At 62.4% G+C, this 22940-nt stretch carries 23 protein-coding genes and 1 tRNA gene; 9 read left to right on the top strand and 15 right to left on the bottom strand.

The window, feature by feature from the left end:
- Nucleotides 1-46: 46 nt before the first annotated feature.
- On the top strand, nt 47-823 hold the full coding sequence (locus K663_RS09900; RefSeq protein WP_062120642.1) for an enoyl-CoA hydratase-related protein: 777 nt from the start codon (nt 47-49) through the stop codon (nt 821-823).
- A gap of 576 nt (nt 824-1399) precedes the next feature.
- On the opposite strand, the gene K663_RS09895 is transcribed toward K663_RS09900, so the two are convergent.
- The 4 genes from K663_RS09895 to K663_RS09880 form a co-directional block, all read right to left on the bottom strand.
- Nucleotides 1400-1474: transfer RNA gene (locus tag K663_RS09895), tRNA-Thr, on the bottom strand.
- 31 nt (nt 1475-1505) lie between these two features.
- The gene (locus tag K663_RS09890) at nt 1506-2366 is read right to left on the bottom strand and encodes a hypothetical protein (RefSeq protein WP_062116810.1); all 861 of its coding nucleotides are present in this window, start codon (nt 2364-2366) and stop codon (nt 1506-1508) included.
- A 20-nt stretch (nt 2367-2386) separates the two neighbouring features.
- Nucleotides 2387-3703 (bottom strand): replication-associated recombination protein A, encoded by a 1317-nt coding sequence (locus K663_RS09885; protein WP_062116807.1) that lies wholly within the window; start codon nt 3701-3703, stop codon nt 2387-2389.
- A gap of 47 nt (nt 3704-3750) precedes the next feature.
- Nucleotides 3751-4929, bottom strand: a complete 1179-nt coding sequence (locus K663_RS09880) for a glycosyltransferase family 4 protein (protein WP_062116804.1) — start codon at nt 4927-4929, stop codon at nt 3751-3753.
- Nucleotides 4930-5048: 119 nt separating this feature from the next.
- Here K663_RS09880 and K663_RS09875 point away from each other — a divergent pair, with 119 nt between their 5' ends.
- From K663_RS09875 to K663_RS09865, 3 genes are all read left to right on the top strand, one after another.
- Nucleotides 5049-5267, top strand: coding sequence for a DUF2945 domain-containing protein (locus K663_RS09875; protein ID WP_062116801.1), 219 nt, complete (start codon nt 5049-5051; stop codon nt 5265-5267).
- Between the two features lie 39 nt (nt 5268-5306).
- A complete protein-coding gene (locus K663_RS09870) occupies nt 5307-5957 on the top strand; it encodes an MOSC domain-containing protein (protein WP_062116798.1) in 651 nt (216 codons plus the stop codon).
- Between the two features lie 77 nt (nt 5958-6034).
- Complete coding sequence (locus K663_RS09865; RefSeq protein WP_062116795.1) at nt 6035-8413, top strand: ribonuclease R family protein; 2379 nt, start codon at nt 6035-6037, stop codon at nt 8411-8413.
- Nucleotide 8414: 1 nt separating this feature from the next.
- Here K663_RS09865 and K663_RS09860 read toward each other — a convergent pair whose 3' ends face one another.
- Entirely contained in the window at nt 8415-8870 is a 456-nt protein-coding gene (locus K663_RS09860; protein WP_062116790.1) for a universal stress protein, read from the bottom strand.
- A 207-nt stretch (nt 8871-9077) separates the two neighbouring features.
- On the opposite strand from K663_RS09860, the gene K663_RS09855 reads away from it, so the two are divergent.
- Genes K663_RS09855 through K663_RS09840 form a run of 4 tightly spaced genes read left to right on the top strand, consistent with a single transcriptional unit; the run spans nt 9078 to nt 12852 of the window.
- Complete coding sequence (locus tag K663_RS09855; RefSeq protein WP_062116787.1) at nt 9078-10397, top strand: pyruvate dehydrogenase complex dihydrolipoamide acetyltransferase; 1320 nt, start codon at nt 9078-9080, stop codon at nt 10395-10397.
- Nucleotides 10397-10822 (top strand): acyl-CoA thioesterase, encoded by a 426-nt coding sequence (locus K663_RS09850; protein WP_062116784.1) that lies wholly within the window; start codon nt 10397-10399, stop codon nt 10820-10822. Before K663_RS09855 ends, K663_RS09850 begins: the two co-directional genes overlap by 1 nt.
- Nucleotides 10815-12230: a dihydrolipoyl dehydrogenase gene (gene lpdA / locus K663_RS09845; protein ID WP_062116781.1), complete on the top strand. Its 1416-nt coding sequence runs from the start codon at nt 10815-10817 to the stop codon at nt 12228-12230. Before K663_RS09850 ends, lpdA begins: the two co-directional genes overlap by 8 nt.
- Nucleotides 12208-12852, top strand: a complete 645-nt coding sequence (locus K663_RS09840; RefSeq protein ID WP_062116778.1) for a phosphatase PAP2 family protein — start codon at nt 12208-12210, stop codon at nt 12850-12852. The genes lpdA and K663_RS09840 overlap by 23 nt, the downstream gene beginning before the upstream one ends.
- Here K663_RS09840 and K663_RS09835 read toward each other — a convergent pair.
- Nucleotides 12814-14301 carry a DUF2142 domain-containing protein gene (locus K663_RS09835; protein WP_062120639.1) on the bottom strand — a complete coding sequence of 496 codons (1488 nt, stop codon included), beginning with the start codon at nt 14299-14301 and terminating at the stop codon, nt 12814-12816. The genes K663_RS09840 and K663_RS09835 overlap by 39 nt on opposite strands.
- 545 nt (nt 14302-14846) lie before the next feature.
- Here K663_RS09835 and K663_RS09830 point away from each other — a divergent pair.
- Nucleotides 14847-15632: a GGDEF domain-containing protein gene (locus K663_RS09830; RefSeq protein WP_145902261.1), complete on the top strand. Its 786-nt coding sequence runs from the start codon at nt 14847-14849 to the stop codon at nt 15630-15632.
- A gap of 310 nt (nt 15633-15942) precedes the next feature.
- On the opposite strand, the gene K663_RS09820 is transcribed toward K663_RS09830, so the two are convergent.
- From K663_RS09820 to tsaB, 9 genes are all read right to left on the bottom strand, one after another.
- Nucleotides 15943-16890: a hemolysin family protein gene (locus tag K663_RS09820; protein ID WP_062116769.1), complete on the bottom strand. Its 948-nt coding sequence runs from the start codon at nt 16888-16890 to the stop codon at nt 15943-15945.
- Between the two features lie 11 nt (nt 16891-16901).
- Nucleotides 16902-17411, bottom strand: coding sequence for an rRNA maturation RNase YbeY (ybeY, locus tag K663_RS09815; protein ID WP_062116765.1), 510 nt, complete (start codon nt 17409-17411; stop codon nt 16902-16904).
- Nucleotides 17412-17435: 24 nt separating this feature from the next.
- Nucleotides 17436-18440, bottom strand: coding sequence for a PhoH family protein (locus tag K663_RS09810; protein WP_062116762.1), 1005 nt, complete (start codon nt 18438-18440; stop codon nt 17436-17438).
- Between the two features lie 120 nt (nt 18441-18560).
- Entirely contained in the window at nt 18561-19910 is a 1350-nt protein-coding gene (gene miaB / locus K663_RS09805; protein WP_062116759.1) for a tRNA (N6-isopentenyl adenosine(37)-C2)-methylthiotransferase MiaB, read from the bottom strand.
- Nucleotides 19911-19919: 9 nt separating this feature from the next.
- Nucleotides 19920-20678: a lysophospholipid acyltransferase family protein gene (locus tag K663_RS09800; protein WP_062116756.1), complete on the bottom strand. Its 759-nt coding sequence runs from the start codon at nt 20676-20678 to the stop codon at nt 19920-19922.
- 4 nt (nt 20679-20682) lie between these two features.
- Complete coding sequence (locus K663_RS09795; RefSeq protein ID WP_037466641.1) at nt 20683-21105, bottom strand: Fur family transcriptional regulator; 423 nt, start codon at nt 21103-21105, stop codon at nt 20683-20685.
- A 122-nt stretch (nt 21106-21227) separates the two neighbouring features.
- Nucleotides 21228-21650, bottom strand: a complete 423-nt coding sequence (locus K663_RS09790; RefSeq protein WP_062116753.1) for a MucR family transcriptional regulator — start codon at nt 21648-21650, stop codon at nt 21228-21230.
- Between the two features lie 112 nt (nt 21651-21762).
- Nucleotides 21763-22242, bottom strand: a complete 480-nt coding sequence (gene rimI, locus K663_RS09785) for a ribosomal protein S18-alanine N-acetyltransferase (protein ID WP_062116750.1) — start codon at nt 22240-22242, stop codon at nt 21763-21765.
- Entirely contained in the window at nt 22239-22865 is a 627-nt protein-coding gene (gene tsaB / locus K663_RS09780) for a tRNA (adenosine(37)-N6)-threonylcarbamoyltransferase complex dimerization subunit type 1 TsaB (protein ID WP_062116747.1), read from the bottom strand. Before tsaB ends, rimI begins: the two co-directional genes overlap by 4 nt.
- Between the last annotated feature and the right edge of the window lie 75 nt (nt 22866-22940).

Here is a 22940-nt window from a genome sequence, read left to right as displayed (position 1 = left end):
TTCGCTCCCGCCACGCGCGCCGTCGCAGAAATTGAGGGAAATGATGATGAGCTTTGAAACGATCCTGGTCGAACAGCGCGATGCGGTGACGCTTGTCACGCTCAACCGGCCGCAGGCGCTGAATGCGCTCAATACTCAGGTGCTGGCGGACCTTAGCGCTGCCTTCGCCGCCTATGATGCCGATCCTTCGCAACTCTGCCTCGTGCTGACGGGCAGCGAAAAAGCCTTTGCCGCGGGCGCCGACATTAAGGAAATGGCCAGCAAGGCCGCAGCCGATTTCTTTTTGGAGGACTTCTTCTCCGGCTGGCAGAGGAATGTCGTCGCGACCCGCAAGCCGTGGATCGCGGCAGTCGCGGGCTTTGCGCTCGGTGGCGGCTGCGAACTGGCGATGATGGCGGACTTCATCATCGCGGCCGATACCGCGAAATTCGGCCAGCCTGAAATCAAGCTGGGCGTTGCACCCGGCATGGGTGGCTCGCAACGCCTGACGAAAGCCGTGGGCAAGGCCAAGGCGATGGAAATGTGCCTGACCGGCCGGATGATGGGCGCTGAGGAAGCCGAGCGTTCAGGCCTCGTCTCGCGTATCGTCGCGGCTGCGGATCTGGTGGAGGACGCGCTCAAGACTGCTGCCGTCATCGCCGCGATGCCCCCAATGGCGACGATGGTGAACAAAGAAATGGTCAACCTCGCCTTTGAAACCGGACTGGGGCAAGGCCTGTTGAGTGAACGGCGCCTGTTCCAGTTGCTCACGGCGACCGAGGATCGGGTTGAGGGCATGACGGCCTTTGTCGAAAAGCGCCCCGGCGTGTGGAAGGGCCGCTGAATAAGCGGTTTGCAGCACGCCAAAACGGGGCCCAAAAAAATTATCCACAATTATCCACAGCTTTAGATGCGGATCGTCTTGGGAATGTCAGATTCCGCTTTGCGCGACTCGCATTTGGTGAGACCATCCAATTATCGAAACAAACGACGAAACAGAGAAATCTGGATCTTCAAATCATCGAGAAATCAATGATTTGACGGATGTTTCGAACATCAGGTGAATGTTGGAACCGAAAGGAACGAACAAGAGCCGGATGGTCTTCAAATGATGATGATGTGCACGCGCGAAAGCGAACGTCGGTCATCGGGAATTTGAAGGCAGGCTGCGGAATATGGCCGAAATGCCAGACGACGGAGCCAACACGATGCATAGCCTTTCAGGCGAGCATCGCGCGCCGAGTCCGATGATCGCATCCCGAAACGGAAGCGGATCCAGAGACACGACGGAAGTGGGGACCGGCAGCAATGCCGGCCCCCATTTTGCGTTTATGGGTATACACGATGCTCACACAATGCGGCTCGGGTCGTTGCCCAAGGTCGCATTATCCCGCCGCTGCGGTTATATGATAGAAGGAGCTGGTGCCGGCTGAGGGATTTGAACCCCCGACCTTCGGTTTACAAAACCGCTGCACTACCACTGTGCTAAGCCGGCATGTCCGCTTCGGACGATGAGCGCCTTACTATCAGATGACGCCGAACGTCCAGCCCTCCGTTGCGGCAATATGCGGATTGAGGGCCGAAGGGGTCCAGAGGCTCGGCCGGGGCGCAGCATTTCGCAGCCAGGCGGCGGTGACGATGGCGTCCGCGCCATGATCGTCAGGTGGCAGCCCCTCATGCGGCGCGGAGCCCAGCGCGAACAGCGCATCGTTGAGCGCGGCCAGATCGCGCATCTTCGTGCGCCCCTTTGGCCGCCCGGCCGCCCTTGCCGCAATGCTGGTATAGATTTCCACGACCAGCGATCCTGATCGCGGCGGCGAATCGAAGGGCCAGATGGGAACATGGCGGCGGACATGGTGGAGCAATCGCATTCCTGCAAAGCTCGCCTTTGCGACCTGGGCCGCGCCGATGGCGTCATAGACGGTGGAGGGCTTGCCGCCACCGCCAGCATTATAATGGGCTTCGCACACCCGGTTGTGCATGAAGTCGGCCTTCACGCCATCGGCTTTCCCGAAATAGAAATGGCGGCGATGGGTGACATGCAGCAGGCTGGCCGCGCCCAGGTCGGGATCATCGCATATGGCATCGACATAAGCCCAGAAGTCAGGACCGGTCACAGGCGCCTCGTCACCGGGCAGATAGGCGTTCCGCGCGACAAAAGGCGGGGCGAAGCTGAAGTCGAAGCCAAACAGGGTCGGTGCTTCCGCTGCCGCCGATATGAGCCACTCACCGACCGCCGATCGCGACCAGAGACCGCCTTCGGGTGGCCGGATAAGCTGCGGCACGGCGTCTCCCCGCTTACACAGGGCGACGGCGATCCCCTTGTGCCGCATGCCCTTCGCGCCCGACCAATCTATCGCGGCGTAGCGATCGAAACGTGGGGTCATGGGAAGCCTGCTATCCCCGATCAGGCGTTGCCGCGCTCTGCCCGCAGGCGGTCCCAATAGGCCATGCGTTCGGCCACCCGCGCCTCGAAACCGCGATCGGTAGGCGCGTAGAAAGTCTGCGGCTCCATCTCCTCGGGCCAATAATTGTCGCCGGAAAAGCCCTCCGCGCTGTCATGGTCATATTGATAATCCTTCCCATAGCCGATCGTCTTCATCAGCCGGGTCGGGGCGTTCAGGATATTCTTGGACGGCATCAGCGATCCGGTGTCGCGCGCCGATTTCCACGCCGTCTTCATGGCGGCATAGGCGGCGTTGGATTTGGGCGCGGTCGCGCAATAGAGGCAGGCCTGGGCAATCGCCAGTTCGCCTTCCGGGCTGCCGAGAAAATCGAACGCGTCCTTGGCCGCCAGGCATTGCACCAGCGCCTGCGGATCGGCGAGGCCGATATCCTCGCTGGCAAAACGCACCAGACGCCGCAGCACATAGAGCGGTTGCTCCCCGGCCGTCAGCATGCGCGCCAGATAATAGAGCGCCGCCTGCGGGTCCGATCCACGCAGCGATTTGTGCAGCGCGGAGATCAGGTTGTAATGCCCCTCCCGATCCTTGTCATATACGGGCATGCGCCGGTGGAGCAGGGCGGAAAGGCCCGCCGGATCGAGCGGCTCGCCAATGTCGATCGAATAAAGCGTCTCGACCTGATTGAGCAGAAAGCGCCCGTCACCATCCGCGCTGGCCAGCAGGGCGTCCCGCGCCGCCGGGGTGAGCGGCAGGGGCCGCTGCATCAGCGCCTCCGCCCGGTCGAGCAACAGTTCCAGCGCGGCGGCATCCAGCCGGTGCAGGATCAGCACCTGCGCCCGCGACAGCAGCGCCGCGTTGAGTTCAAAGCTGGGATTCTCGGTCGTCGCCCCCACCAGCGTGACCGTGCCATCCTCGACAAAGGGCAGGAAACTGTCCTGCTGCGCCCGGTTGAAACGGTGGATCTCGTCCACGAACAGCAGCGTCTTGTCGCCGCGCCGGGCATGCTCCTTCGCAGCGGCAAAGACTTTTTTCAGGTCCGCGACGCCGGAAAAGACGGCGGATATAGGTTCGAAGCGCATATCCACCGCGTCGGCCAGCAGGCGGGCGATGGTCGTCTTGCCCGTGCCCGGCGGTCCCCACAATATGATGGAAGAAAGCCGCCCCGCCGCGACCATCCGCCCAATCGCGCCTTCCGGTCCGGTCAGATGGTCCTGCCCCACCACATCGGTCAGCGTGCGCGGGCGCAGCCTGTCGGCAAGCGGCGCGTTCTCGACGGGTTCGCCGGGGGTTTCTGCATCGGAAGCGAAAAGATCAGCCATTAATGCCGATATAGGCCATTCATCCCGACATAGGGAAGTCGCCGCCGTCAAGGAACCGGGCTGGAACGCAACCGCGCGCCGTGGGTCCGCTGGCGAATGACGCGGATATAGGTGTCGACCAGCGCCTGATTGACCTGGTCCCAGCCATAGCGCTCTGCTTCGGCCATGGCCGCATTCCCCGCATCGGCACGCGCCCGGGGATTGTCGCAATAGGCCGCCAGCGCGTCGGCGAACGCACCGATGGCTCCGGGACGGATCAGCCGCCCCGTCACCCCTTCCGTCACCAGGCTCTCGCTGCCCGTCGCCCGTGCCGCGACCGTCGGCAGCTTGCAGGCCATCGCCTCCAGCGTCACATTGCCGAAGGTTTCGGTGATCGACGGATTGAACAGCATATCCATGCTCGCGACCGCGCGGCCCAGGTCAGCGCCCTTCTGGAATCCGGTGAAGATGGCGTTCGGCAACCGATTCTCGAACCAATCGCGCGCGGGCCCATCGCCCACAATCAGCACCTTGTGCCGCACATGTCGCAGCGCAAGCTGATCCATCGTGTCGGAAAAAACGTCCAGCCCCTTTTCCATGACCAGTCGGCCGATAAAGCCAATCACCGGCTCGTCATCTTCGATGCCCAATGACTGCCGCCATGCCGTATCCCGGCGGTCGGGATTGAATATCTGCCGGTCGATTCCACGCGTCCAGATGCCGACATCATAGCTCATCCGCTGTTCCCGCAACAGTTGCGCCATGGATTCGGAAGGCGCGACGATCGCGTCGCACCGCCGGTAGAAACGGCGCAGCAGGGATTCGATGACCGGTTCCAGAAAGGCGAGGCCATAATAGCGCGGATAGGTTTCGAAGCGGGTATGGACGGATGCGACCGCTGGCAGCCCTCGGGCGCGCGCCCAGGAAACGGCACGGTGGCCCAGCGGGTCGGGACTGGAAACATGGACCAGATTGGGCTGAAAGCGTTTGAGGTCGCGGCGGACTGCGCCCGACATTCGATAGGGAACGCGATATTCCCGGCGGCCCGGAACCGGAAAGGACGGTGCGCTCACCAGATCGCCGGTCGGCGCGAACGCGGGCGCTGCGATGGTGGGTGAATAGACGCGCACGGCCGCGCCCTGGCTCAACAGATAGCCCACGAAGCGGTTGAGCGCCTGGTTCGCGCCATCGCGAACATAATTGTAATTGCCGCTGAAGAGCGCGACGCGAAGGCCAGTGACATCCATTCGCCGGGCCTTAACGCACAGGAACAAAAAACCCAAGGGAACCGCATGCGGGGCGAGGATTTTTGTCTTCGCGACAGTGGCAAAATGGCCGCCATGACGATGCGGCGGGAGAGGACGGAATGGCCGACAATTTCCGCAAGGGCGCGCGGGTGAAATGGAACTGGGGTCAGGGCGTGGGCCGTGGCCGGGTTGCCGAAAAATTCGACCGGCATGTGGAAAGGACGATCGAGGGCGCGCTGATCCGGCGCGATGGATCGGCGACCAACCCCGCCTATCTCGTCCAGACCGACAATGGCGGCGAAGTGCTCAAGCTCGCCTCCGAACTCAGCCGCGCCTAGCCACTCGCCAAGCGCCTGCGCTCCTGCCATAGCGCGGGGATGAGCGATCATCTCGTTGTCGAAGCGTTGCTAACCGGCACACCGGTGCCGTTCCGTGATGGCGATTACAGCGCCATCGCCAAGCGGCCGGTGGACGGCATGGTCCGCATAGGCTGGCTGGGCCTGGAAGGCGACGGCGTTGCCGACCCGATCCATCATGGCGGCTGGGACAAGGCGATCCATCTCTACCCGCAGGATCATTATGGCTGGTGGCGCGAGCGCAAGCCGGGCCATCCGCTGCTCGCCGCGCCCGGCGCCTTTGGCGAAAATATCGCGTCCCATGGCATGACAGAGGAGGAAATCTGTCTTGGCGACCGCTTCTCCCTCGGCAGCGCGCTGGTGGAGGTCAGCCACGGGCGGCAGCCCTGTTGGAAGCTCGATCATCGCTTCGGCTCGCGCGATGTGCTGGCCGCCATCATCAAGACGGGACGTTCGGGTCTCTATTTCCGCGTGCTGCGCGAAGGAGAGGCGGAGGCGAACAGCCGGATGGAATTGCTCGACCGGCCGTTGCCGCAATGGCCGATCGCGCGCGTGTTCCGGCTGTTGATCGGCGGCGGGCACAAGGCGGAACCGGACGCGGTGCGGGCGCTCGCGGAATTGTCCGTGCTGGCTGAGGTATGGCGTGACCGCGCCCGCAAGCTCGCGCAATAGCGCCGAAAAACAGGCAGCGGGCAAATCTTCCGTCGTCCCATCTGGTATGGCGGCGGAGCGGTGCCTATAGCTGATCCATGGCATCGACCCAAAAGCAGAAGAAACCCGAAAAAGTCCGGCCAGCCGGCTTTCCCACGCGCGATCAGGTGATGGAGTTCATCACCTCGTCCGATCAGCCAGCGGGCAAGCGTGAGATCGCCAAGGCGTTCGGCCTCAAGGGGCAGGAAAAGATAGCGCTCAAGGCGCTGCTCAGGGACATGGCCGACGAAGGCCTTCTGGACATCGGACCGGCGCGCGCCTTCCACAAGATGGGCGGGGTGCCAAAGGTCACGGTGCTGCGCATCGTCGACGTCGATGGCACGACGCTGATTGCCACGCCGGAACGTTGGGAGGCGGAGGGCCAGCCCGCGCCGCGCCTGCGCGTGATGGAGCGAGGTAAGCGGGGTGCGCTGACCATCGGCGACCGCATCCTCGCGCGGACGGAAGAAGCAGGGCGCGGCTGGGTCGCGCACCCGATGAAGAAACTCGCCAAGGCCAGCGAGGAACTGCTGGGCGTGGTGGAAGCGGGAGAGGGCGGCAAGCTCTGGCTGCGCCCGGTCGACAAGCGCATTCGCAAGGATACGCCGATCAGCGATGCAGGCAGCGCGACGCCGGGCGACCTTGTGCTGTCCGAACCGGTCGGCCGCCCTCCACGCATCAGTGCGCGCGTGACCGACATATTGGGCGATCCTTTCGCCCCGCGCAGCTTCAGCCTGATTGCGATCCACAAGTACGGCATACCCCACGTATTCCCGGAGCAGGCGGAGGAGGAAGCGCTCACCGCATCGGCGCTCGCGCTGCATGAGGACAAGCGCGAGGACCTGCGCCACCTGCCCATCGTCGCCATCGACCCGGTCGATGCGCGGGATCATGATGATGCTGTCTGGGCCGCGCCGGACGAGGACGCCGCCAATCCCGGCGGCTATCGCGCGATCATCGCGATCGCGGACGTCAGCTATTATGTCCGTCCCGGAAGCGCGCTGGACAAGGAAGCACGCAAGCGCGGCAACAGCGTCTATTTCCCCGACTTGGTCGTGCCGATGCTGCCGCATCAGCTCTCGTCCGACATGTGTTCCCTGCGCGCGGGGCAGGATCGTGCGGCGATGGCCTGCCATCTGGTGATCGATGCATCGGGCAAGATAACCTCCTGGCGTTTCAGCCGGGCGATCATCTGCGTCGCTGCGGTCCTCGCCTATGAAGACGCGCAGGCGGCGATCGACTCGTCCAACGGTCAGGCCGACGCTTCTGCAACCGTTCGGGCTGAGCCTGTCGAAGACCACGCCGCGCTCTCCGACAAGCTTAGGGCGAAGGGCGTCGATTTACTGGAATCCGCCCTCAAACCACTCTGGGCCTGCTGGAAACTCCTGCGCAAGGCGCGCGACAAGCGTGATCCGCTGGCGCTCGACCTGCCCGAGCGCCGCGTCGTTCTGGACGATCAGGGCAAGATCGTCAGCGTTGCCGTGCGTGAACGGCTCGACGCGCACATGCTGATCGAAGATTATATGATCGCCGCCAACGTCGCCGCCGCCAAAGCGCTGGAGGCAAAGAAAGCGCCGGTCATGTACCGCGTCCACGAACCGCCGAGCCGTGAAAAGCTGGTCGCGCTCAAGGAATATCTGGCGACTTTCGACATCGATTTCGCGCTGGGACAGGTTATCAAGCCGTCCACCTTCAACCATCTGATCGCCCGCGTTGGCGAGGCGGAGGAAAAGCCGCAGATCATGGAGCAGATCCTGCGCAGCCAGACGCAGGCCTATTACAGTCCCCAGAATATGGGGCATTTCGGATTGGCGCTGGGTTCTTACGCCCATTTCACCTCCCCCATCCGTCGCTATGCGGACCTGCTCGTCCATCGTGCGTTGGTTGGGGCTCACGGCCTTGAACTCCCCGCGTCCAAGGGTGGCGTCCTGCCCGATCGGACTGCGCTCAGCGCCGATGATTACGAGAATATGGGCCGCGTGGGTGAGCTGATCAGCCAGCATGAACGCCGCGCGATGGAGGCGGAACGCGACACGATCGACCGTTATGTCGCCGCCTATCTGGCCGCCCATGTCGGCGAACTGGTCAATGCCCGCATCACCGGCGTCCAGAATTTCGGTTTCTTCGCCACGGTCGAGGGGCTGGGCGGTGACGGCCTTGTCCCGGTTTCGACCATGGGGGACGAACGCTTCTACTTTGATGAGGCAGGCCGCGCTCTGGAGGGGGTGGAGAGCGGCGACCGCTATACCGTCGGTCAGCATCTCCAACTGCGCCTTGCGGAGGCCGACCCCATCAACGGCAGCCTGCGCTTTGAGTTACCCGACGCGCCGCCGCAACGGCCAAGTTTCAAGAAGGACCGGACACGGCCCGGCGCGAAGCGGGGCCGACCCGCCAATATCCGCCACATGGGTTCAAAGCGTGGGAAGAACCGGCGATAGGTCAGCTCAACCGATCGATCGCCTCGACGCTGAGGCCGCCTGGAATGACCATGATCGGGCAGGGGAGCTTGCCAGCATCGGCGCCCGCAAAGTGGGATACGAGCGTGCCGGGGTGGCCGCTGGCCGCCGCGCCCAGCACCAGCGCCGCGACATCGGGCATTTCGTCCAGCGTTTCACGAACCAGGGCCACCGGATCGCCCTGGCGAACGGTGATAGTGGGACGGATGCCGGACTCCTCGGTCAGCGTGCCCGCGGCATTGGTCACCAGCGCTTCGGCGCGCTGGCGCGCTTCATCCTCCATCGTCGCCTGAACGCCGCCCCATTGGACGAACTCCGCCGGCGGGACGAGCGCGAGGATGCGGATCGACCCTGCGGTCTTGGCGGCACGCCGCGCGGCGAAGCGGAGCGCCGTTTCCGCTTCGGGCGATTCGTCCACTACAACCAGATAAGTGCGCATCCTTGTCGCATCCCCTGTCAGATTGCAGGGCGAACCGGCTCTTGCCCTGCTTTCTTGAACCAATTTGGTAAATTGTGAACCAGTCTGGTGAAATGTGACTGATTATCTTGCCCTGCGCAAGGCGCGGCCTTGACCCCCCGGTCCAAAGGGTGAAAACCGCTCCCAACGCTGCCCGTCTGTCGGGAAGAATATGAGAGGCCCTCACGCATGAGCAAGAAGATTCAGATGCCCGCCTTGTCCCCCACCATGGAAGAAGGAAAGCTTGCGAAATGGCTGGTGAAGGAAGGCGACACGGTGTCGTCGGGAGACTTGCTCGCAGAGATTGAAACCGACAAGGCGACGATGGAATTCGAAGCGGTCGATGAGGGCAAGATCGCGAAGATCCTCGTGTCGGAAGGATCTGAAGGCGTGAAGGTCGGCACGGTTATCGCCATCATCGCCGAAGAGGGCGAGGATGTTGCCGAAGCGGCGGCGGGTGCCAGCGCGCCTGCGCCCAAGGCGGCTGCGGTGCCAAAGGCCGATCCTGTTCCCGCAAAGGCAGAAGCCCCCGCATCCGAACCCGCATCCGCGCCCAAGGCGGATGCAACGCCCGCTCCTCAATCGGGCGACCGCGTGAAGGCCAGCCCGCTCGCGCGCCGTCTTGCCGAGGCGAAGGGCGTTGATCTCGCCAGCGTGAGCGGTTCCGGCCCCAATGGCCGTATCGTCAAGGCGGATCTGGAAGGCGCTGCTGCTGCACCCGCTCCCAGCAAGGCGGCCGCCGCACCCGCTCCGACCAAGGCGGCCGCCGCGCCTGCGGCTCCTGCACCCGCCGCAGCCCAGGCCGCGCAGGATTTCGGCATCCCGCACGAAGTCGTCAAACTCAGCGGCATGCGCAAGACGATCGCACGCCGCCTGACGGAATCGAAGCAGCAGGTGCCGCACATCTATCTCACCGTCGATATCCAGCTCGACAAGCTGCTGAAGCTGCGCGGTGAACTCAACGCCGGTCTGGCGAGCCGCAACGTCAAGCTGTCGGTCAACGACCTGCTCATAAAGGCATTGGGCGTTGCCTTGATCCAGGTGCCTGAATGCAATGTGCAGTTTGCGGGCGACCAGATGCTGCAATTCCAGCGCGCCGACATTTCGGTCGCGGTGTCCATCCCTGGCGGTCTTATCACGCCGATCGTGACCGGAGCCGACAGCAAGGGCGTCGCGGCCATCTCCACCGAGATGAAGGACCTGGCCACCCGCGCGAAGGACGGCAAGTTGAAGCCTGATGAGTATCAGGGCGGCACCGCCTCGCTCTCCAACATGGGCATGTTCGGCATCAAGCAGTTCGAAGCCGTCATCAATCCGCCCCAGGCGATGATCATGGCGATCGGCGCGGGTGAGAAGCGACCCTTCGTCGTGGATGATTCGCTCCAGATCGCGACGGTCATGTCGGCAACCGGCAGTTTCGACCATCGCGCAATCGACGGCGCCGACGGCGCTCGCCTGATGCAGCTGTTCCGCGAGGTGATCGAAAACCCGCTTGGCATGCTGGCCTGATGCCCGTCGTTGACGAACTGCCGCCTGACGAAAGCCCGGCGGTGCGGGTCATCGCCATGCCTGCCGATACCAATCCCTATGGGGATATCTTCGGCGGCTGGTTGATGAGCCTGATGGATTCCGCCGCCGGTTCCGTCGCTGCGCGCCACAGCAAGGGGCGGGCCGTGACGATCGCGGTCGAGGGCATGACCTTCCTGCGGCCGGTGGTCGTCGGTGATGAAGTATCGGTATTCGCCACCCTGAAATCGGTGGGCCGCACGTCGATGAACATCGCGGTCGAAGCCTGGCGGCGCACCCGCCATGACGACCGCTCCTATCGCGTGACGCAAGCGACATTTACCTTCGTGGCGATCGGTGAAGATCGCCAGCCCCGCTCCGTGCCGCCGATCGCGGCCGAAATGACAAGAGAGACTGACCATGGCTGAGAATTATGATGTCATTGTTCTGGGTTCCGGCCCCGGTGGCTATGTTGCCGCCATCCGTGCCGCCCAGCTGGGCCTCAAGACCGCGATCGTGGAGCGGGAAAATCTTGGAGGCATCTGCCTCAACTGGGGCTGCATCCCCACCAAGGCGCTGCTGCGCTCGGCGGAAATCTATCATTATATGCAGCATGCCGCCGATTATGGCCTGGCCGCCGAGAAGATCAGCGCCGATATCGACGCGGTGGTGAAGCGTTCGCGCGGTGTTGCCAAGCAGCTCAATCAGGGCGTCACGCACCTGATGAAGAAGAACAAGATCACCGTCCACATGGGCGACGGCAAGCTCGTTGCGAAGGGCAAGCTCACGGTCACCAAGGACGGCAAGACCGAAGAGTTGACTGCGAAGCACATCATCATCGCGACCGGCGCCCGTGCCCGCGACCTGCCGAAGCTCAAGGCCGACGGCAAGCGGGTTTGGACCTACCGCCACGCCATGACGCCGCCGGAAATGCCGACCAAGCTGCTGGTCATCGGTTCAGGCGCGATCGGCATTGAGTTCGCCAGCTTCTACAACGACATGGGCGCGGACGTCACCGTGGTGGAGATGATGGACCGGATCGTCCCGGTCGAAGATGCCGATGTGTCCGCCTTCCTCGAAAAAGCGGTCAAGAAGCAGGGCATGACCGTCATGACCGGCGCCAAAATCGAAAAGATCGAAACGGGCGACAAGGGCGTCACCGCGACGATCAAGGGCAAGGACGGCAAGGATGTCACGGCCGAATACAGCCATGTCATAGTCGCCATTGGCATCGCCCCCAATGTCGAGAATATCGGCCTGGAAGATGTCGGGATAGAGCCGGATCAGCGCTATCATATCAAGACCGACGCTTATGGCCGCACCAATGTCGATGGCATGTGGGCGATCGGCGATGTCACCGCGCCGCCCTGGCTGGCCCATAAGGCGAGCCACGAGGGCGTCATCGTCGCGGAATCCATCGCGCAGGCGTTGGGCAACAAGGATGTCCATCCCCATGCCATGGACCCGCGCAACATTCCGGGCTGCACATATTGCCACCCGCAGATCGCCAGCGTCGGCCTGACCGAAGCCAAGGCGAAGGAGGCGGGCTATGAGGTGAAGGTCGGCATGTTCCCCTTCATCGGCAATGGCAAGGCGATCGCCCTGGGCGAGGCGGAGGGCTTCACCAAGACGGTGTTCGACGCCAGGACCGGCGAGCTTCTTGGCGCGCATATGATCGGCGCGGAAGTCACGGAAATGATCCAGGGATTCACGGTCGGCAAGACGCTGGAAACGACCGAGGCGGAGTTGATGCACACTGTCTTCCCGCATCCGACCATTTCGGAATCGATGCACGAAAGCGTGCTCGCCGCCTATGGGCGCGCGCTTCATATCTGATCGCCGGACATGGCGAAGGGGCGCGGGGGTTTTCATCCTCGCGCTCCTTTGTGTTCTCACGATTGCCTTGCTTCAACGGTTCGGAGTTCTGGACGGTTTGAACATCGGCGCGATGGCGGCGGCCGGGGAGGCGCGGGCGATAAACCCCGCCATCACCTCGCTCATGCTGGCTGCTTCGTGGATCGGCGATACCGTCGGCCGTATAGCCGTCATTATAGCGGCTATCGCGCTTCTTCTATGGCGGGGCCGGCGTTCCGGCGCCCAATGGCTCGCACTGGTCATGGCGGGCGGGACACTGCTGAACCTTGGCCTCAAGCAGATATTCGCCGCCCCGCGCCCAGACCTGCTGCCCCATCTCGACATCGTCCACAGCTATAGTTTCCCCAGCGGTCATGCAGCGGGCAACATGATGCTGTTTGGCGCTCTGGCCATGCTGGCCGGTCGGCGGGGCGACTATCTGCTCGCTTTTATGGCCATCGCGCTGATCGGCGTCAGCCGAGTCTGGCTTGGCGTGCATTGGCCCAGCGACGTGCTGGCCGGTTGGATCGAAGGACTGGGCTGGCTGTTCCTCTGCCGCTACTGGCTACCAGTGGGGCGAGGGCAGCAGCAGCGCATCCCGTAACCGGTCGTGCGGCGGCATGCCGTCCGCGGTGACGAAGCCGTGGACCCAGAAACTGTCATAGGCGCTGACCACCGCCACCATCAGCAACAAAATGGCCGCCCACGCAAAAACAGCCCGCGCCCCGGGCATGCCCCCTTCCGGCATGATCGCCAGCAGCACAAGGGGCAGGATGGGCAGGAAATAACGGCCCTGCGTTCCCTGAATAAAATCAGCGCCCAGCGGCGTTCCGGTCAGATACATGGCGGTTTCTATGAGCAGCGCGGTGCCGATCGCCACCGCCAGCCACCATAGCCGGCGGCCCATGCTGATCCTCACGCCTGACCCGCTCAGGACGGCCGCGCTTATCATCAGGCCCGCCAGCGGATAGGCGGCGAGCGGCAGCAATATAGCGTTCCAGCCAAAACGGCCGATGATCTGGAGGCCATAGACCGGCGCGCGCTCCACGACGCTGGAAACCAACGTCCGCACATAGCCGATCGGGTCGGCCAATATGACGGCAAGCTGGGCGCCCAGCGGCGCGGTCATCACCGTCTCTCCGGTCTTGCGCGACATGATGTGATAAAGCGCCTGGCTGCCCCCTGACATCTTCATCCAGACAATGAAGATCAGCGCGCCAACCGCCATCGCTCCCAATAGCAGCCATGGCCTCCAATCCCGCCGATGCTGCGGCCATTGCAGCCCAGCAGCCATCAGCGGAAGATAAACCCCCTTCGCCAGCGCCAGCAGCGGTGCGGTAATCCACAGCCCGGCAGAGCGCGCGGCATTGCTGCCCATCGCGGCGACGCGCAGCGACAGCGCCAAGCCGACAAATCCGATTCCGTTGATCACCGCATCGGGCGACAGCGACCCTGTCTGATAACAGAATGTCGGCAGCAAAGCCGTCGCCAGCAAGGCATTACGACCGAACGGCATGAGCCCCAGCGCCGCACCCAATAGCGCGAGGCCAGCCAGTGCATTTATCAGCCGCCCGACATAGAAGCTCCCCAGCCGAGGCAGGCCGAGCGCATCGCCCAGCAGCAGCCCGGCAGCGCCCGGCGCATACAGGCTTGGCGCATAATTGGCGACATTAGGGAAATCAGCGAAGCTCTTGCCGGTGCGTTCGGTATCCGCCTCCCACGCTCTCTCCAGCATGGCCCAGTCGAACCGGCGTGATCCAAGCCCGGCATCGGTCGGAAAGTCCACGCCATGCAGATCAACCGCAGATCGCGGCAGCTCCGCACCAATCAGGTCACCCCGCCGCTCCGTCAGAACATGACCGCCGGACAGCATCAGCGCCTTCATATAATGCTGATTTTCATCGGGCGCCTGAAAAGGCGGCGTGAGAACCGCAAACGCGAAAGTCGCGATGCAGGCGAGCGCCAAGAGCCATGCCTGAATCGCGCTTGCCGGAACAGCAAAGGGCAGGGGGGAGGCCTTGCCACGCGATATCGATAACCTGTCCTGCCGCATGGTCCCCATTTCACCCCATCATCCTGCGCCCGTAGCGGGAGAGGCGGGATTATAGCCATCAATTGGTAACACAGCGTCAACGTGAGCCTCAGTTGAGGCTGCCTGGCATCCTCCCTCGCAAGGAGAAGGGCCGCTGGAAAACAAGGGTGGAGGGGTATGGCTGAAGCGCGCGAACAGCCTTCCCTTCCGTCATGCCAGCGAAAGCTGGCATCTTCGTCCCCACACACAAATTTTCCCCAAGTTCTCCGTTTCCGCCGGGACGGCAGGAAGGGTGGATGGCGGACTGACGGCTTCGGTACTTTGATTTGCGACAGGCAGCTTTGACAGTATTACGGCTTGATCCTATCAAGTGGCGCTGAAACAATGAAAACATCGGGGTCGTCGTGCCAATAACCTTTGATCAAGCTAGGAAATCCCTCGATTCTCTCGAATTACAGCAGCTCGAGCCTACGGCTGTTAACTATGACCTGGCTCTAACATATGTTACCAGATCGCTACCCGAACTGTCCCGGGAGATTGATACACAAACAGATGGCGGCGTTCGATTGAGCCGCAAAGAGGCTAGTACTTTAGTAAAGCGTTTTCTTTCAAAGAGTAAGTTGGTCCTTGGCGCACGTGAGAAAGTGATCGCACAGCAAACGGAACAGTTAGGCGTTCTAACTTCCGAGGCTCATCAGGTGACCAGCGGGCTAGAGCGAGATGTGGCGAACGTAGTCACTCAAGCAGGTGAATGGCCGAATGCATCACGTGAATTTGTGATGCGCCTGTCTGACGCAGAACGGGAGCTTGCGGAGTTGCGAGATAACTTGGCAAAGCTGCAGGCACGCGTTGATGGAAAAGAAGGTGATTTACCAAGCAATAGCCGTGATGCCCTGACACGATCCCTCGATAGGGATGGTTCACAGGATTTGTTGCGAAAGTTGACGACTGATGGCCGAAGTTACGTGATCATCATGTTTGGACTTGATGACATAGAAGAACTCAACGAAAAATACGGTCGATCAGTCGGAGATAACATAATTAATGCTCTTGCATCCACGCTGCGGGACCATTTTCAGGAACAGGAGCTAGTCCGATGGTCTGGAAACCGGTTCATCACCATCCTGAAAGACATCGCGATCATGCAGGCGCGAGTAATCGCTGAAGAGGCCCTGCTTGCCATGTCGCAACGGCGCTTAAGGTTGCGTGACACCGGAGAATGGGTTGGCGTCGTGACCGCCTCTGCCGGGATTGTAGTTGGCCAACACGAACTCACGACAGATGTTTTGGAACGAGCACGTGCTAACCTGCTTTCTGCCTCAGCGGCAGGCGGAAATCAGATCAAAGGATGATGATCTCCATTGGGCCATGTGGCGGACACCAGCGCACGCTTCAGACGACGCGCAGGACCGCTTCCTCAAAGTGGACTACCAGCACATGGCCGCCAGGTTCATCCGCCACTTCTACATGGCCCAAGAGGTCGAACATGCCCCTTTGAGCGACCACAATTGGTCGTTAGCCGATAACTCTTCTGCATCCTGCATCAGGCTTTGAGTGCCGAAGAACCGGCGAGCGACAGGGACGAAGGCGGAAACTGATAACCCCATATGGGAACAATCCGCCTCCTCCGCCGACCCATCACATCAGCCCCGCCGACCCCAGTCACTCTTCCTCGTCATCCGGCCTTCGCGCCGGGGGATGCAGCCGCAGCCGCGTAACCCTGCGCCCATCGCTGCTGACGATTTCCAGCTTCCAGCCGCTCTGCTCATGCTTCAATATTTCGCCAGCATCCGGCACGCGGCCAGCGATGACGAAGGCCAGGCCGCCCAGCGTATCGACATCTTCCTCGATATCGGACAGCCGCTCGTCAATCTCCTCGGCGACGTCTTCCAGTTCAGCCCGTGCATCCGCTTCCCACATTCCGCCTTCCAGCGGGACCAGCAGCGCTTCGGGGGCATCGTCATGCTCGTCCTCGACATCGCCGACGATTTCCTCGACCAGATCCTCGAACGTCAGCAACCCTTCCGTCCCGGAATATTCGTCCAGCACGATGGCGAGATGGGTGCGCTTGGCGCGCATTTCGGCCAGCAGGTCCAGCGCACCCATGCTTTCGGGCACGTAAAGCGGCTGGCGGATCAACGGCTCCAGGCTGTCGGGGACCGGCGATTTGCCGGCAAGGATCGCGAACGCGTCGCGGATGTGAACCATGCCGACAATGGTATCCAGCGTTTCGCGATAGACCGGGATGCGGCTATGCCCCGCTTCCGCGAACAGGGCGGCCAGTTCGGCAAAGCTCGCCTTTTCCTCTATCGCGATGATGTCGGCGCGCGGCACGGCGACGTCATCGACCGTATGCTCGGAAAAATGCAGCAGGTTGCGGACCATTTGGCGTTCAATCGCCGACAGGTCGCCATTGGCAGGGGAGGGCGCGCTCTCGTCCTGCTCATCCTCGTCATACTCGTCCAGCGCCTCCTCCAGCTCGCGCCGGAGGCTGGGGCTTTCTTCCTCACCGAAAAGCAGCGACTTCAGGCCGCTCCATAAACCGCCCTCGTGACTACTACTGTCCGATTCCTTTGAACCGTTGCCGTCCTTCGGACTGCCTTCAGCCATTGTTCTTCCTACTATCCTGTCTGGCGATCCCCATAGGGATCCGTAACGCCTAGGCTTTCCAGCGACTGGGTCTCCAGCGCCTCCATCGCTTCCGCCTCGGCATCCTCCATATGATCATATCCCAGCAAATGAAAAGTCCCATGGATGATCAGATGCGTGGCATGGTCTGCGATGGAGATGCCCTTTTCCGCAGCTTCCCTGGCGCAGACCCCTTCCGCCAGCACGATGTCGCCCAGCAGAACCTCGCCATCGTCGGTATTCCCCGTGCCTTCCAGCAGGTCGGCCTGCACCATTGGAAAGGACAGGACGTTGGTGGGCCTGTCCTTGTCCCGATAGTCGCGGTTGAGGCTGTGGACCTCTTCATCGGTCGTCAGCTTTACAGCGACTTCGTACAGGGCCTCGCCCGTGGCGAAGGCGGCGTAGGGACTGTGGACGATGGCCGCGACCACGGCCCGCTGGGCGAGCAGTTCCCAGTCCTCGCCCGGCCAGCCACTTTCATGAAGAACCGCTACTTCAATCACTTTGCATGCTCCAATATCCAGCGTTCAGGCATCCGGCCCCTCATAAGCCTGAACGATCCGCCCCACGACCGGATGGCGCACGACGTCCGCGATATTGAACGGCACGACCGATATTCCGTCCACGCCCTCCAGCCGTGCGACGGCGTCGGCCAGGCCCGATACGCCCGGCTGCGGCAGATCGACCTGCCGCGGATCGCCGCAGATCACCATGCGGCTCCCTTCGCCGAAACGGGTCAGGAACATCTTCATCTGCGCCACGGTTGTATTCTGCGCCTCGTCCAGCACGATGAAGGCATTGGCCAGCGTTCGCCCGCGCATGAAGGCGAGCGGCGCGATCTCTATCTCTCCGCTCGCGATCCGCCGTTCCACCTGTTCGGCGGGCAGCGTGTCATAGAGCGCGTCGTAGATCGGGCGGAGATAGGGATCGACCTTCTCCTTCATGTCGCCCGGCAGGAAGCCCAGCCGCTCGCCAGCCTCGACGGCGGGGCGTGACAGGATCAGCCGATCGACGCTCCCCGTGATCAGCTGGCTCACTGCCTGCGCGACCGCCAGATAGGTCTTGCCCGTGCCTGCCGGGCCAAGCGCGAAGATGATGTCGTTGCGGGTCAGCGCCTCCATATAGGTGACCTGCGTGGCGGAGCGCGGCACGATCGTCTTCTTGCGCGTGCGGATCATCACCTTGGGCGGCTCGGCGACGTCGTGGCGGATGATGCCGTCCAGCGTCGGTTCGGCGGACATGGCGATCACCGCCTCCACCGCGCCGCTGTCGATTTCCTGCCCGGCCGCGATGCGGTTGTAGAGCCCGGTCATCACGTCGCGCGCGCGCGCTGCCGCTTCGGCCTCGCCCTCGATCTGCAACTTGTTGCCCCGCGCCGCGATATAGACGCCCAGCCGGTTTTCGATGGCGACCAGATTCTGGTCATATTGCCCGAACAGCGCGCCCAGCAGGTGCGGGCGGTCGAAGGTCACTTCCAGGCGCGCGCGCTCCACAGTGTCGCTGCGATGGTTCTGGTTCGGCTTCTTGGACATTTCAGCAGCTCCCCTTTCCGTCAGTCCTATCCGCTAAGGCGAATATCCATCTCCTGTCGCTCGATCCTGGTGGACAGGTCGGGAGATGGGTTCCCTGCGCGGGAACGACTGTGAGTAGGTTCAAGCGGCTTTCCTCCTGCTAGGTTCGCCGGCCAGGCTGTTCGGACCGGCGCTGATGATATCGACTTCGACCATATCGCCAATGAAAAGTTCCGGCGCGGTGACGTGAACGGACTGTAGCCAGGGCGTCTTGCCGATCAGCTGTCCTGCATGACGACCCTTGCGCTCCAGCAGGATGTCCGTGCGGCGGCCCACGGTCGCGGCGTTGAAGTCAACCTGATGCCGGTTGATCAGCGCCTGCAGCCGCGCGAGCCGTTCGTCCATCACTTGCGCAGGGATCTGGCCGTCCATGTCAGCAGCAGGGGTGCCCGGCCGCGGGCTGTACTTGAACGAATAGCATTGCGCATAGCGCACCTGATCGACGATCTTCAGCGTATCCTCGAACTCCGCGTCAGTCTCACCGGGGAAACCGACGATGAAGTCGCCCGACAGCGCGATGTCCGGCCGCGCCTCGCGCACCCGCTCGATGATGCGCAGATAGCTGTCGACGCCATGGCTGCGGTTCATCGCCTTCAATATGCGGTCGTTGCCCGACTGCACCGGCAAGTGGAGAAAAGGCATCAGCTTTGGCTCGTCGCCATGCGCGGCGATCAGGCCGTCGCTCATGTCGTTGGGATGGCTGGTGGTATAGCGGATGCGCTTGAGGTCGGCGATCTTCGCCAGTTCGCGCACCAGGCCGTCCATGCCCTGCATGCGCCCCCTGTCATCCTCACCGGTCCAGGCGTTCACATTCTGCCCCAGCAGCGTGATCTCGCGCACGCCGCCATCGACCAGCGCCTTCGCCTCATCCAGGATGGCGTTCCAGCTTCGGCTGATCTCCGCGCCACGGGTATAGGGCACCACGCAATAGGTGCAGAATTTGTCGCACCCTTCCATGATGGTCAGGAAAGCGGTGGGCCGGGCCTGCTTGGTGCGGCCGGGCAGGGCGGAGAATTTAGACGCCAGCGGCATGTCGGTATCGACCGCCTCTTCGCCGCGCCCTGCCTTTTCGATAAGGTCGGGCAGCCTGTGATAGGCTTGCGGCCCGACGACGATATCGACGGTCTTGGCCCGCCGGCTGATCTCGCTTCCTTCCGCCTGCGCGACGCAACCGGCGACGGCGATCATCGGCCGCGTGCCATCGTCGCGGTTGAGGCGGCCGATGTCGGAATAGACCTTGTCCACGGCCTTTTCGCGGATGTGGCAGGTGTTGAGGATGACCAGATCGGCCTCGGCCCCGGCGGCCGCTGCGGTCATGCCGCGTTCGCCCAGCATCTCCGCCATGCGCTCGCCATCATAGACGTTCATCTGGCAGCCGAAGGATTTGACGTGGAATGTCGCTGGAGTCTTTTGGGCGTCGTTACGATTCATGCCGTCCAGCTATACAGGGGCAGCAGCCGGAACGAAAGGCGGCAGGTGCATCGCAATGCTCGCCGCGATCTTGTCTCTCGTAACCGCCGCCAATTGCTTGCGATCGGGGTAGAGCGCCGGATCGAACGGCTCCAGAAAGCGCAGCGTTACGTCGATTCTGCCGGGCCGTTCCAACAGCCGCTTCGCGTTTTGACCGGCCGGTTCATTGCTGTGCCAGGCGATCTCGACGGTCGCCGCGCCATAATCCACATGCACCGGCTGGATCATCACCGCGCGCGGAGGCGGTAGCAGCACGGCCAGCAGAGAGGGCTTGAACGGCAGCAGACCCAATCCGTCGCTGGTCGTCCCTTCCGGGAACAGGGCGACCGGCTGATGCCCGGCCAGCGCCGCACGCAGCGCCGCGATCTGGCTGGACAGCGCGCCGCGCCGATTGCGGGCCACGAACAACGTATTGTTCTGCGCCGCCAACCACCCGATCAACGGCCAGCCTGCTATGCCGTCATGCGCGACGAAGGCGGCCCCGGTCGCTCCGCCCATCGCCAGAATGTCGATCCAGCTGACATGATTGGCGATGATGAAACTGTCGCCATGAAATGGATGGCCTTCGATCCGCACGCGCGCGCCCACCGCTCGCGCAGCCAGTCCAAGGAATCGGCGTGGCCAGGGGGATCGCTTGCCCGCAGCCCGCCATAGCAGATGCGGGATCAGACAAAGGATCAGGCAGCCCGCAAGCGCGCCCAACCGGCAGAAATAGCGAAGCCGCCGCAAGCGTTCAGTTCTTGCGGTCGAGCGATACGCCGTACAATTCCATGCGGTGATCGACCAGGCGGAAGCCGAGCTTTTCGGCTATCTGCTTCTGCAACTGCTCCAGTTCGGGATCGACGAATTCGATGACGTTGCCGGTTTCAACGTCGATCAGATGGTCGTGATGCGCTTCGGGCGCCGCTTCATAGCGTGCACGACCGTCACCGAAATCATGGCGCTCCAATATGCCCGCTTCTTCAAACAGGCGGACGGTGCGATAGACTGTCGCGATGGAGATGCCGGGATCGATCGTGGAAGAGCGCTTGTGCAATTCCTCCACATCAGGATGGTCCGATGCGTCGCTAAGGACTTGAGCGATCACACGACGCTGCTCGGTGATGCGCAGGCCCTTTTCATGGCAAAGGGCTTCTACGTCGATCTTGCGGTTCATGCGGACTCGCTCATTTCAAATTTTCAGATAGTCGGCAGAAATTTAGCGGCATTTTCGACATTGTAAAAGGGGCGCACGGCAAATGCGCCCCCTTCACGTGCCGGATCGCCCACCAACCGTGCTTATTTCGCGCGGGTGCGGCGGCGTTTCGTGCCGAGACCGATCTTTTTGGCCAGCGAACGGCGCTGTTCGGCATAATTGGGGGCAACCATCGGATAATCCGCGGGCAGGCCCCATTTCGTCCGATAATCATCTGGCGTCATCTGATAATGGGTCATCAGGTGGCGCTTGAGCATCTTCAACTTCTTGCCGTCTTCCAGGCAGACAATATAGTCCGGCTTGATCGACGAACGAACCGATACGGCTGGCTCCGGCTTTACTTCGGGAACAGCAGCGGGCGTCGTCAGTCCTGAAAGTGCGGCGTGCACATTCTGGATCAACGTCGCTACATCAGACACAGCCACGCTGTTGTTCGATACATGTGCAGCAACGATATCCGAAGTCAAAGTAATGAGCAGTTCGCTCTGTGCGGATTCGATTTCCATTTCTATTATCCTGCGAAGGCTGAATTTGATGCGACCCGCCCAAGCATATTCGTTTCACGAGCGGTACATGAGCGTTATACCCTCGTCTGCCGCATAGCAAGGGTGATCCAGGCTATCCAATCATTTCGATACGAAAGCTCAGGGCGTCGTATAGTTGTCCATCGCTGCCCCGGTAGTAACCGGGGCGGCGATGCACATATTCAAACCCGACTTTTTCATAGAGTTTGATTGCTGTATTCGACGAACGGACTTCGAGATTCATCGACCTTATGCCGCGGCGTCGCGCCGTCTTGAGACTATCGACCAATAGCTCCCGCCCAAGGCCCCTTCCGCGCCATGACGGATGAACCGCCAACAGCAGCAATTCGCATTCGTCCAGCACCGACCGGACAAGCGCAAAACCCATGGCCGCTGCATCGACGCGTGCGATCGTCAGCCAGGTGCCCGGCATCATCATGACGCCAGCAAGTTGCGGCAACGTCCATGCCTCGCCATAAACGGGGTCGAACGCCTGCGTCATGACGTCCATGGCGTCGGACAGCGCATTGCGCTCGCCCTCTTCATAAGTATCCAGGATGATGCCGGGAATCATGCCGGTTTGCGCATCGACATCGGCTGCGCGTCTGCGTCGCGGCAGTATATGGGGGAAGGGGGCAGCGGCGGCAGCCCCGCGATCAGGGGATAATCCGCCGAGTTGGGATACAGGGTGACGGCTGCGCCATGTCCGCGTGCTGTCACCAGCGCTTCCGCGCCCGTACCATAGAGAATGGGCTGATCCAGCTGATCCGCCAGCGCCGCGATAGGCGTGGAGGCAGGCTGCGTGATGGGGGTCAGGCCGTCGGGTTCAAAGCATTGCCAGAACAGTTCGCCATGCCCCCCGGTGATGGTCACCGCGATCGGGCCGCCTTGATGGTTCTGCGCCGCCTTCGCCGCGATCAGGGATAATGCGCCATAACCATGCAGGGGGAGCGACCAGGCAAGCGCCAGCGCGCGCGCTGCCGCGATGCCGATCCGCACGCCCGTAAAGCTGCCCGGACCCAGGTCCACCGCGATCGCGTCGGCCCGGCCGCCATCCGGCAGCGCGGCGATCGCGGGCATCAGCGCTTCGGCATGACCCCGGCCCACTGTTTCGTGAAAATGTCCTGCCGGGACGCCATCGTCGAGCAGCGCCACGGACAGCGCCTGCGTCGCGGTGTCGATGACGAGAATGCGCAAGAAAATCCCCTGTAGAACCGGCGTGACCGGATGACCTGCAAGCAGCGGTTAATCCATCCGGCCCGATTCGCCAAA

The organism is Sphingobium sp. MI1205, assembly GCF_001563285.1.
Taxonomy (GTDB): Bacteria; Pseudomonadota; Alphaproteobacteria; order Sphingomonadales; family Sphingomonadaceae; genus Sphingobium.
This window is presented reverse-complemented; position numbering and strand designations above follow the sequence as displayed.